9 protein-coding genes and 1 pseudogene are annotated in these 10,824 nt (G+C 63.7%); 2 read left to right on the top strand and 8 right to left on the bottom strand.

Going from position 1 to position 10,824, the window contains the following annotated elements; genetic code table 11:
- Window positions 1-6 precede the first annotated feature (6 nt).
- The gene (locus tag P1N55_RS06265) at window positions 7-1,056 is read left to right on the top strand and encodes an N-acetylneuraminate synthase family protein (RefSeq protein ID WP_276278085.1); all 1,050 of its coding nucleotides are present in this window, start codon (window positions 7-9) and stop codon (window positions 1,054-1,056) included.
- Window positions 1,057-1,071: 15 nt separating this feature from the next.
- Here the strand turns inward: P1N55_RS06265 and P1N55_RS06260 are convergent, their stop codons facing one another.
- From P1N55_RS06260 to P1N55_RS06225, 8 genes are all read right to left on the bottom strand, one after another.
- Complete coding sequence (locus P1N55_RS06260; RefSeq protein WP_276278084.1) at window positions 1,072-1,839, bottom strand: methionyl-tRNA formyltransferase; 768 nt, start codon at window positions 1,837-1,839, stop codon at window positions 1,072-1,074.
- Window positions 1,836-2,849, bottom strand: a complete 1,014-nt coding sequence (locus P1N55_RS06255) for a PseG/SpsG family protein (RefSeq protein ID WP_276278083.1) — start codon at window positions 2,847-2,849, stop codon at window positions 1,836-1,838. Before P1N55_RS06255 ends, P1N55_RS06260 begins: the two co-directional genes overlap by 4 nt.
- Entirely contained in the window at window positions 2,849-3,505 is a 657-nt protein-coding gene (locus tag P1N55_RS06250; protein WP_276278082.1) for a fumarylacetoacetate hydrolase family protein, read from the bottom strand. The genes P1N55_RS06255 and P1N55_RS06250 overlap by 1 nt, the downstream gene beginning before the upstream one ends.
- A gap of 191 nt (window positions 3,506-3,696) precedes the next feature.
- Window positions 3,697-4,380 (bottom strand): cytidylyltransferase domain-containing protein, encoded by a 684-nt coding sequence (locus P1N55_RS06245; protein ID WP_276278081.1) that lies wholly within the window; start codon window positions 4,378-4,380, stop codon window positions 3,697-3,699.
- Window positions 4,381-4,490: 110 nt separating this feature from the next.
- The gene (locus tag P1N55_RS06240) at window positions 4,491-6,095 is read right to left on the bottom strand and encodes a capsular polysaccharide export protein, LipB/KpsS family (RefSeq protein WP_276278080.1); all 1,605 of its coding nucleotides are present in this window, start codon (window positions 6,093-6,095) and stop codon (window positions 4,491-4,493) included.
- Window positions 6,096-6,159: 64 nt separating this feature from the next.
- On the bottom strand, window positions 6,160-7,167 hold the full coding sequence (locus P1N55_RS06235; protein ID WP_276278079.1) for an N-acetylneuraminate synthase family protein: 1,008 nt from the start codon (window positions 7,165-7,167) through the stop codon (window positions 6,160-6,162).
- Window positions 7,168-7,640: 473 nt separating this feature from the next.
- Entirely contained in the window at window positions 7,641-8,399 is a 759-nt protein-coding gene (locus tag P1N55_RS06230; RefSeq protein ID WP_276278078.1) for an acylneuraminate cytidylyltransferase family protein, read from the bottom strand.
- Complete coding sequence (locus P1N55_RS06225) at window positions 8,392-9,849, bottom strand: glycosyltransferase (RefSeq protein WP_276278077.1); 1,458 nt, start codon at window positions 9,847-9,849, stop codon at window positions 8,392-8,394. The genes P1N55_RS06230 and P1N55_RS06225 overlap by 8 nt, the downstream gene beginning before the upstream one ends.
- A 210-nt stretch (window positions 9,850-10,059) precedes the next feature.
- On the opposite strand from P1N55_RS06225, the pseudogene P1N55_RS06220 reads away from it, so the two are divergent.
- Window positions 10,060-10,818, top strand: a pseudogene (locus tag P1N55_RS06220) (DUF4910 domain-containing protein); the annotation flags it as partial.
- Window positions 10,819-10,824: the final 6 nt, after the last annotated feature.

The raw sequence follows: 10,824 nt of genomic DNA, 5'->3' as shown, positions 1-10,824 counted from the left end.
GCGGGTATGGACACCTTCGAGATCGGCGACCGGGCGGTCGGACCCGACGAACCGACGTACATCGTCGCCGAGGCGGGTTCGAACCACAACGGGCGTCTTGAGACCGCGTACGAGTTGATCGACGTCGCCGCCGAGGCGGGGGCGGACGCCGTCAAGTTCCAGACGTTCCGCGCCGAGGACCTCTATGTCGAGGACAGCGGTGGCGTGGAGTACCTCGACGACGACCGGTCGATCTACGACATCATCGAGTCGATGGAGATGCCCTACGAGTGGATCCCGGACCTGGCCGAACGCTGCCGGGACCAGGGCGTCCACTTCCTCTCGACGCCGTTCGATGAGCGCTCCGCAGACCACCTCGCGGAGCACGTCCCCGCCTGGAAGGTGGCTTCCTACACCAGCTCGCACCACCCCTTCCTCCGGCACCTCGCCGCCACCGACAAGCCGGTGATCATGTCGACGGGCGCCCACGACCACGAGGACGTCGCCGATTCTGTCGATGTGCTCCAGGCGGCCGGCGTCGACGCGCTCGCGCTGTTGCACTGCGTCGCCGCCTACCCGACCCCTCTCGACGACGCCAACGTCCGCGTCGTCGAGACGCTGCGGGAGTCCTTCGACGTCCACAGCGGCCTCTCGGACCACACGCTCGACCCGGTGGTGGCACCGTCGGCCGCCGTGGCACTCGGGGCGACGGTCGTCGAGAAGCACTTCACGCTCGACAAGACCCTGGAGGGGCCCGACCACGAGTTCGCGCTCGAACCCAACGAACTCGACCGGATGGTGGCGGCCGTCCGCGACACCGAGCAGGCCCTGGGTTCGGGCGAAGTCCGGGTCCTGGACGTTGAGGATGAACTCCACGAGAAAGCCCGCCGGGGCGTCCACGCTGTCAGTGACGTCGCAGCCGGCGAAACCGTCACCTACGACGACGTCCGCGTCCTCCGCCCGGGCGAGCTCGAGCGCGGTCTCCATCCCCGCCATTACGACAAAATCGTCGGGAAGACGGCCGCCCGGGACATCGACAGCGGGAAAGGCATCAAGTGGTCGGACCTGACGGAGTGAACGGCACTCGCGCCGTCACTCCTCTGCGCGCTTGATGTCGACCTCAACGAAATAGCGTTCGCCGTCGATCTCGACGTAAGCGTTGTCGTATGGCGGGAACGTGAGTGCGCGCAGTTGGTCGAGCAACGCTCCGACCGGCATCGACTCGTCGGGGTCGAGTTCACAGAGGTCGTCGAACTCGTCTGTCGTGTGGTAGGTGCCCGCGTCGTCGTCCTGGGACAACGCCGATGCCTCCCCGGCCTCGACGGCGGGCCAGACCTCTTGGAACAGGTCGACCTGCGCGTCTTTAAGGCGCTCGTAGAGGTCTCTCCCGGAGTCCGAGAAGTCTGTCTCGACCTCTCGCTGGGCGACGATATCCCCGGTGTCGATACCCGGGTCCATGTAGTGGAGCGTGACGCCGGCGGGCGTCCCCTCGACGATGCTCCAGACGTTCGGGTTCGCCCCCCGGTTGTACGGCAACAGCGCCGGGTGCAGGTTGAGACAGCCCTCGGCGGGGATCTCGAGGACTTCCTCGGGAACGATGTGAGAGTAGCCACACGAGACCAGGTAGTCCGGTCCGGCCGCCTCGACCACCCGTAACTGCTCTCTCGTGGTCAGAAGCGAGTGGACGAAGACGCCGTCGCGGTCGCAGAGGTATTCGTAGACGCGCTGACCGGCGTCGTTTAGGCCGAGAAAGACCACCGTCGTCTCGCTCCCGCTGTCAGCCGTCTTGCTGTGCCCGTCGTCACGCTCGCAACCGGCGCGCCCGCCGTCGTCCGTCTCGTCGCGCTCACCGTCACTCATGCGTCCGCGTTCTCCCCTGGCAGTGAAAGGACTTCCCCAGCCACGCGCTCGGTACCGCGACCGTCGACCAGTCGCCGCCCTCGTTCGCAGTAGGTGCGCCGCCGTTCCGGGTCCAGGAGCGCCTCGACGCCACGGCGGATGGCTTCCTCGCCGCCGTCTCGGTCGAGGACGACGGCGGCGTCGCGCTCGCGGAGCGCCCGAGCGATCGGCGCTTGGTTGTCGACGACCGGCCGACTGACGAACGGCGTCCCGAGCGCGAGCAGTTCGTAGACCGTACTCCCGGCGGTCGTCACCGCCACGTCCGCCCGGAACAGGCGCTCCGGGAGGTCGGGTGGGTCACGAACCACCCGCACGTCGGGCGATAGCGCGGCGGCGGCTTCTACTGTCTCGGCTTGTGCGTCCGAGCATCCGGGCCCGACCACCGCGTCGACCCGCAGATCCAGTCCGTCGAACGCCCGGACCGCCGCAGGCGTCAGGCCTGCGACGTCGCTGCCCCCCATGGTGATCACGGCGCGCTCCGGGTCGTCGCGCCACGGCGGGTCCCGCTTGGCGCGCTCGCGGATCGACTCCCGGAGGAGCGTGTACTCGGTCCCGAGACAGGTCTGTGGACGCTCGCCGACGAACTCGTAGTTCCGGTCCGATCCGTAGAGGTTCCAGTTAAAGAAGAGGTCGGCACAGACCGCGTGGCGCGTATCATCTTGGTGGACTGCGAGCGGGACCACCTCGCGGAGGGCCTGCTGGTAGTCGGTATCGATCGGGTACGCGTCGGTGAAGACGGCGTCCGGGCCCGCGCCAGCGATGTAGTCGATGAGCGGACCCGGGTCACCGCGAGCGGGCAGTTCGACGATGCCGACGCCCGTCGGACAGACCGTTTCGACCGGACCGGGCGTCGTCGTCGCGTAGGTGACGCCGTGGCCCCGCCCGAGGAGTTCTCCGGCGAGGGCACCCGTCCGGACGAGGTGACCGTACCCGACGTCCGCGTCGCCGTCGGCGCGAACGACGAGGCGCATTAGACGCGACGGATCGGATTCTCAAGCATCCCGATCGACTCGACTGAGGCAGTCACCGACTCCGCGTCGTCGAGCGTCCGTCGTGGGTTCCCGGGGTCTCCAAGTGCGACGACATCGTTCGGTTCCAGCGGCGTGATGTGGCTGGCAAACGAGACCATCTCCCCGATCCCGAAGGCCATCTGGTTCGTCGACCCCGATACCGATACCTGGCCGTCGACCCGCACTTCGACGTCGAGATCTACGTAGTCGTCGACCTCGCCTTTCGACCGGTATTCGGTCAGGATAGGCGAGAATGTTGTGAGGATTTTGTACCCGACGCCCGTGACCATGCCGTGGTCGGGGTCGGACCAGCCCGGCCAGTCGCCGGCGGCCGTGACGTCGTTCGAGACAGTAAAGCCCTCAATAGCGTCCCAGGCCTCGCTCTCGGAGGCGCGGTGGATCGGTGCGCCGATGACCGCCGTGAGTTCGGAAGCGGGCTTTACCTCCTCGACGCGGTCGGGGATCTCGATGGCTGCGCCCTCCGGGACGACTGCCGCGTCGGGAACGACCCACGCGTCCGGCCAGCGGTACCGGCGATTTTTCTCCTCCTGGTGTGACGAGAAGGTCCCCCCGAGCGCGACGAACGTCCCGATGTCCTCTGTTTCGAAAGTGGGCATACCACTCGACAGTCGGCGCCCGCACAAGTACCTTTCCTGTGGAGAGCGGGGACGGGGACTCGCATTGTCACGTCCAGTCGGGTTGCGGCTCGTCGAGGTCACGGCGCGTCATGCGACCGCCCTTCGGTTTGCCGAGCGAGCGACAATCGTCTCTGGTCCGTAGCCAGCGTCCACTCTTGGCGTCAGTGATATCAGTCGATCTCACGCCTAGACCGGTTCTCGGCCACCCACTCTATGACCGCTCGCGGGCCGTCCCCGACTGCGGCGACCGCATCGGAGAGCGTCCAATAATCCCCGGGCGTATCGACGGCGACGTGAACGCCAGCGTAAGGCTCTAACTCCGGATTCGGTGAAAACCGCGTCCCCCACCGGTCAGGGTTCGCCCGCGGTCGCTTGACCGGGTGGTCGGCACCAGCCTCGTCGAGTTCCGCGAGTAGCGATCGGTCAAACACGTCGACGGCTGTGCCGATCGGCATTGCGTCGGTGTTGTTCGTGGTGTATCGGGCCCCGGTTCGACCATGTTCGTCAAGCAATCGCTCTACCTCCTTCGATGGAACGAACGGGCAGTCGCCGGTCACGCGGACTAACCAGTCTGCACCCGTTCGGTCGGCGACAGTCCGGTGACGACTGAGCAGGTCGTTTTCGGGACCGGTCGCGCACTCGACCGCCGCCCGACGACACCATTCTTGAACGGCCTCGTTCTCCGGCGAGTTACCCGTGGTCACGACGACGGGGGGACCGTCAGAAGTCGAGCACTGGTTGACGACGCGCTCGAGGACGCGGGCACCCCCAATGTCCAAAAGCACTTTGCCGGGCAGTCTTGTCGACCCCATCCGCGCTTGGACGCTTATCACCGTGGACACTGTCACGTTCACGGCCGATAAATGGAGAGTGACCCCGAAAAAGTCGCCGTTCCACATGGAGCGGAGTGGGTGGTCGGTTTGCCCACCCTGAGGTCACCGAGGGAACCGGGCGCCCGTGACGATCAGCTCCTGACAACCGGATCACCGGCCAAGATGCAGTCCACGATCGTATCGAACGGTTCGTTGCCCGGCGTTAGGTCGTCGTGTTCGACATCCCTGTACGCCGTATGATCGAACCCCGAGACCGAGTAGTAGGGGAAATCGAGTTCCTTCCGGACCAGCAGGAGGTGGGCGTACCGACGAGCGCGATCGCGCATCTCGGGCGTCACCTCAAGCTCCGCGGCGGAATCGATCATGTCACAGTACTCTGCGAGCGTGTCGGGGTCGAACGTGAAATCGAAGTCGCGATAGTGGGCCTTGCCCACGACGACGGCGGGATACCCGTAGTAGGCCATCTCGAGACCGACCGTCGAAGCGTACACCAGTCCGGCGTCGAGTTGCTCGATGAGTTTGTATGTGTCGACGTCGGTGTCCGGTCGGAGGACATCCACATTGTCTGGGACGTCGGCGACGTTGTCGTGAATCCAGTCGTACATCTTCTCGTTGGTCTTCCGACCGAGTTCGCCGGGATGTGGCTTGATGATCAGTCGCGTGTCGTCTTTCGTTCCGACGTACTCGATGGTCTCGGTGACCCACTCGAAGATGTCCTCGAAGATGATCTGCTCGACCTCGATGGCGGCGTCCCAGAGCACGTGTGTGAACAGTCCCAGCACCGTCTCCGAGTCCTCGGCCTCGACGGTCTCGTTCGCGCCCTCTGTGTAGTGGACGCGGACCTCGGAACCATCCTGACGGCCCGCCATGATATTGTCAACCTCGACACATTTGTTGTCGCTCAGCGGTGTCGAAAGCACCTCCTCGACGTAGTCGGCGTCGGTGAACGTCTGGTGGGAGTGCTCGTTCGACAGGTCCCCGAACAGAATCTTCTCCGACCGGAACCCCGAGGCGTGGTAGGTTCGGGCATCGAGTCCCCGGTTCGCGGCGACTTCGAGGAGCATCCCCTCGTACATATAAACTGGTCGCGACCCGATCGCCACGTCGATTGACGTCCGGTCAAGCAGCGCCTCGAGCGCGTCAACGAGCACCAGCGAGTTCCGGAGCAACTCCCGGTAGACACGTCCTTCTTCCGGGTCTTCGAAGTCGACGTGGTATTTCCTGAGCGCCTGCCGGGTCGACCCGAGTGCGAACGTCGAGACGTGGACATCCCGGTAGGTGACATCCCTGAGGTCGTCGTATCCGCCGAGTGACGGAGGTTCGTAGCCGCTCGGGAGTACCTCACCGACGGTCGCGTGGTCGAAGCCGAACTGCTGGAGGATTCGGTTACCCTTGTAGTGGCACTTCGAACACGTCGCAGGGGACTCCCCTCTGTCGAACTGTCGCGGGCACATCCCGAGATCGCCGTCACAGACCAGAAACATCGGTTCGTAGCCCCGAACCCGGAACGCGTGGGCGAGGATCGACGAGGTGTATGTCCACGCATGTTTCCCCGACTCGACGAGCGGAAACAGCACCCGTCCTTCGACGTCCTCGGCTGCCAGCGAGTACGAGGCGATGCGCTCGTCCACGTCGAAGTCAATGTCGTTGTCGAGCATCTCATAGTATAGAGAGAGGACTGGACCGTCGACACCGCCCCGTCGCGCGGTGCTGAGTACCTTGTCTTTCAGATCCATGTGAGTGCACCAAATCTGCGCCGGCAAATAACGCCTTCGCTGTCCGGTATCGACACAGGTCCTCTCACTCCTCGACGTCAGCCTCGATCAAGATAGTGTTCGCAGCGAGGTCCCTCGTCACTCGAGTCCCGACCACGTCGTCGATCCGACGCGGGTCGATACCTGTCGCCGGTCGCAGCGCTGTCAGCACGTCCTCTGTCAGGTGGTCGCCCACCGAAACCGGTTCGGAGACCGCGAGGCTACGTCGCATGTCGGTACGGATCTCCTCCTCTACCGGCAGGTAGGTCTCGCGGTCCCAGTTGTCGACCATCGCGGCGATGCGCTCGCTCTCCTCGACGATGGTTGCCATCTCTTCGGGGTTCGCTGAAAGGCGGTGGTCGCCGACGTTCTGGGACTTGTCGAGCGTGAAGTGCTTCTCGATCACGGTCGCACCGCGGGCGACGGCCGCCAGCGGCGCGCGGACGCCGACCGTGTGGTCGGAATACCCCACGGGCACGTCGAACTCCTCGGCGAGTACGTCCATGAGTTCGAGGTGGGCCTGCTCGTCGGGCGTCGGGTACGAGCCTACGCAGTGGAGCAAGGTGAGGTCGACGTCCGGCAGTTGCGCGACGGCGGTCCGTACCTCGTCTACCGTCGCGAAGCCAGTCGACATCACGACCGGTACGCCGAGGTCGTTGAGATAACGCAAGAAGGGAACATTCGTCACCTCGCCGGAGGCGACCTTGATAAAAGGTGCGAGTTCGGCGGTTAGGTCGGCCAACTCGCGGTCGAACGGGCTCGCGGCGAAGTCTACGTTGTTTTCGTCTGCGAGGGCGGCGAGTTCATGCCATTCGTCCTCCGTGAGCTGGAGGCTACGAAAACGCTCGAACTGGGAGTCGACATCGTCGCTGGCCAGCGGGAGCGGGTCGGCATCCTCAACGATGAGCGTCTCGGCGCGATAGAGCTGGAACTTAACCGCGTCCGCACCTGCTTTTGCGGCCGCCTCGAGGTAGCGTTTCGCGGTATCGACGTCGCCACCGTGGTTGCCGCCGACCTCGGCGATGATGTACGGTGTGTCTCCGCGGAGACTCATGTCTTGACGGAGTGTGGGGCGGGGCTTAAAACTCGCGAACAGCGGCGAACCAGTGTCGGACTCAGTTACTGCTCTCCGAGGTCGAGTTCATCAGAATACGCTCTCATCCCATCCCTGTTTGGTGGATTGCGAAAGATTGCTACATTTTCGAAGCCTCGCAGGAGTCCGTGTCGTGGAGCTGTTCAACATCCTGTAGGCGGAAGACACAATGTTACTCGAGTTTTACACGGCCTACAACTCGTAGCGGTCGTTAACCGTCGCTCTCGGTCACTCTGTATCGTCGATATCCGGAACCATATTGAAGAGATTCATCAACTCTGGACGACGAACGACCTGAACATCCCAATCACCATCGAGCCGGAGGAACTGGAACGAAAGATACAGGCGACGATCGACGAGTGAGTTCGCTTGTCCGGGAGTCGCGAGTCCTGGCACCGTGCCCGGACGGTTGACCGTCGTCGAGTGACCGGCGCTTAGTGTGCCCCGTCCGTCGACGGCGGTTCGACACCTGGCGGAAACTCCGCCTCGGGCCCGTCGTAGGCTGCCAGCGCTCGCGCGAGCTCGAGCTGGAAGTCGGTGTCTATCTCGACTGTGGACCGACCGGACTGGACGACGGCGCGCACGTCCTCGCCTAGCGCGAAGTCGTCCCCATCCCACTCGAAGAGCAACTCAGTCTGTCGCAGGTAGATCGCTCCAGTGAAGCCGTAGACATCGGGCCGATCCTGACGCTGCTCGGCCGCGGTCACCGTCACGCCCTCCAACGGTTTCACGCGGTCACCCTCCAGTCGATAGGCGCGGTATGGATGGGTCTCGGTAACCCGTTCGACGCTCACGACCGAGTCACTGCCTGTCTCTCGTATCTTCTCGACAGCAGTGTCGATGTCCGTGCTCGGATTGAACGGCGAGGTGGGCTGGAGGCCCAGCGTGTAGGTCGGCGTACCGTGTTCCTCACGCCAGTACTCCGCGGCGTGTGCGAACGCGGCGATTACCGGAACGTCGTCCCCAGCGAGGTCCGCTGGCCGCGTGAACGGCACGTCGGCACCGACCTCTCTGGCCGCGTCTGCGATGGTCTCGTCGTCCGTCGAGACGATCACTTCGTCGACGTGTTCGGCGCCCACTGCCGCCTCCACCTGATAGGCGACCAACGGCTTGCCGTCGATCAGACGGAGGTTCTTTCCGGGGACACCCTTCGAGCCGCCGCGGGCCGCCACGACCGCAAGGACGTCAGTCATCGTCGTTCTCCAGTTCGCTCACCGGCGTTTCCGTCTCATTCGCCGTCTCCAGAACGCGCTCGCACAGCGAAAGGTCGAGCCAGGAGTCGACGTGGACCGACGCGTGGCGCTGCATCAACACGTGTCCGACGTGTTCACCGATGATCTGCGAGCGGTTCCGGACCACGGACGGTTCGGTCACGTAGAGGCCACCGTTCTCCTGGTAGAGTCCCTCCTTCTCCTCGCGGAGGAGCCGCTCCTCGAAGAGCGGTTCGAGCCCGAACTTCCCCGGTTGCCAGAGGAACTTCTTGTTCTGCTCGACGCCGATGACCGAGTCGACCGAGAAGATCTGCTTCGTGTCGAGAGCCTCGTCGACGTGGGCGGCCGTCCGCAGCGGTGAGACGTACGGGAGGATGGCGACGACGTCCGGTTCGTAGGCGCCACTGGCGGCGACCACGTCCAGGTGGTTGGCAACCACTTCGGCGAGTTCGACGTGCGTGGCTGCCAGTCGCTCCGGACGCAACGCGGGGACTTCGGCGCCCGCATGGCGAGCTACCTCGGCGATCGCTTCACTCTCCGTCGAGACGGTGACCTTGTCGACGCGGTCGGCTTCGAGTGCCGCCTCGATCGTGTACTCGATGAGCGGTCGCCCGCAGAGTTCGTACAGGGCGAGCGGTTTCCCGCCGAGCGGGTCGCCTACCCCATCGGGGGCGTCGATCCGGCGTTCCGTCCGGGCGGGGATCACCGCGAGCACTTCGCGGTCGACGAGGTCGCCCTCCAGTTTGGTCTCGACGAACTCCCGTTTGACTGAGCGCCGGGCGTCGAGACGGCCGCTCAGGTTCGTAGACATGCTCTCGCCGTGCTGGCGGTAGTACATCAGTGGGAGGTTGACGTTCCTGACGTCGAACTCCGAGATGAACCGGATCCAGAAGTCGTAGTCCTCCTGGTAGTCCAAGGACTCGTTGTATCCACCGAGTTGTTCCCATGCAGACTTGCGGTACATCGCGCCGGCCGCGAGCGGGCTCCGATTCAGCAGTTTGATCTCCTCGCCCACCTCAGGTAGGCGGACGTGGTTGATGATATCCTCTCCGTCGTCGAACGTGTAGTAGTCGGGGTAGACGAGGTCGATGTCAGGGTTGGCGTCGAGGTAGTTCGAGAGGACCGTCAGGATGTTTTCGTCGAAGTAGTCGTCGGCGTCGAGTCTGACGACGTATTCTCCCTCGGCGGTGTCGATTCCGGCGTTGGCCGCTGTGGGGAGACCTTCGCCTGACAGTCGAACGGTCGTAAACAGGTCCGGGTACTCGTAGGTGTACTCGCGGAGAATTTCGGGGGTTTCGTCGGTAGAACCGTCGTCGACGACCACTACCTCGTAGTCGTCGTAGGTCTGGTTCACCGCACTGTTAAGACAGGCCTCAAGGTACTTGGCGTAGTTGTGTGCGGTGACGACGACGCTGACTTTCGGAGAGGCCATCCGTATACCGTGGAGGTCTCCCGGCCACGAAAGTATAGTTGTCGTTTTTTTGGTACAGGGATCTCTGGTTGCACCACGAGTCGCCCTCACAGACCGCCGGACGCCGAAACCGGTGTCGTCAGAACGATCGTAACGTAACTCGCGCGCCAGTCCCGGCGACCAGCAAGTAGAACGGTGCCGTTTTACTCCGTCACTATCTGTCACGAATAGATGACCGGAGCAAGTTTCGACCGTGTAGAGGAGTTATTCGCGGACCTTTTCCCGCTGACGCGGAGTCTGACCGGGAACGGCGTCCGACAGACGCTGGACAGACTCTCGGACGTGACGCCGCTGAACGTTAGGACAGTCCCGTCGGGAACGCCGGTCTACGACTGGGAAGTACCCCCGGAGTGGAATATCCGTGACGCATACGTCACTGATAGCAGCGGCAAGCGTGTTGTTGACTTCGCGGACAGCAACCTCCACGTCGTCAACTACAGTGTACCGGTCGATGTCGAGCTGTCGTTCGACGAGCTCAGCGAACACCTCCACACGCTCCCGGGGATGCCCGACGCTATCCCGTACCGAACGACCTACTACGAGCGCGATTGGGGGTTCTGTATACGCCACGATACGCTAGAGGCGATGGACGAAGACGAGACCTACGAGGTGTACATCGACAGCGACCTCGACCCCGAGGGGGAACTCACCTATGCCGACGCCAAGATCGAGGGAGAAAGCGAAAGAGAGTACATAATCTCGACGTACTGCTGTCACCCATCGCTCGCCAACGACAACCTCTCGGGACTCATCCTGGCGACGCTGCTGTTCGAGTTACTCCGACAGGGATCGACGCACCACTCCTACCGGCTGATTGTCGTCCCGGAGACGATCGGCGCGATAAGCTATCTACACGAACACGAAAACGCGATGAAAACCGTCGACGGTGGGTACGTCGTCACGACCGTGGCGGGACGGGGACGTTCGATTATAAGG

Source organism: Haloarcula regularis (assembly GCF_029338315.1).
In the GTDB taxonomy this organism is placed as follows: Archaea; Halobacteriota; Halobacteria; order Halobacteriales; family Haloarculaceae; genus Haloarcula; species Haloarcula regularis.
This window is presented reverse-complemented; position numbering and strand designations above follow the sequence as displayed.

What these genes read in the sequence shown, in the direction of transcription:
- P1N55_RS06235 (WP_276278079.1), bottom strand. Translation starts at nt 7,167, where the DNA reads ATGAGTCTCCGCGGAGACACACCGTACATCATCGCCGAGGTCGGCGGC.
- P1N55_RS06255 (WP_276278083.1), bottom strand. Translation starts at nt 2,849, where the DNA reads ATGCGCCTCGTCGTTCGCGCCGACGGCGACGCGGACGTCGGGTACGGT.
- P1N55_RS06230 (WP_276278078.1), bottom strand. Translation starts at nt 8,399, where the DNA reads ATGACTGACGTCCTTGCGGTCGTGGCGGCCCGCGGCGGCTCGAAGGGT.
- P1N55_RS06240 (WP_276278080.1), bottom strand. Translation starts at nt 6,095, where the DNA reads ATGGATCTGAAAGACAAGGTACTCAGCACCGCGCGACGGGGCGGTGTC.
- P1N55_RS06250 (WP_276278082.1), bottom strand. Translation starts at nt 3,505, where the DNA reads ATGCCCACTTTCGAAACAGAGGACATCGGGACGTTCGTCGCGCTCGGG.
- P1N55_RS06265 (WP_276278085.1), top strand. Translation starts at nt 7, where the DNA reads ATGGACACCTTCGAGATCGGCGACCGGGCGGTCGGACCCGACGAACCG.
- P1N55_RS06225 (WP_276278077.1), bottom strand. Translation starts at nt 9,849, where the DNA reads ATGGCCTCTCCGAAAGTCAGCGTCGTCGTCACCGCACACAACTACGCC.
- P1N55_RS06260 (WP_276278084.1), bottom strand. Translation starts at nt 1,839, where the DNA reads ATGAGTGACGGTGAGCGCGACGAGACGGACGACGGCGGGCGCGCCGGT.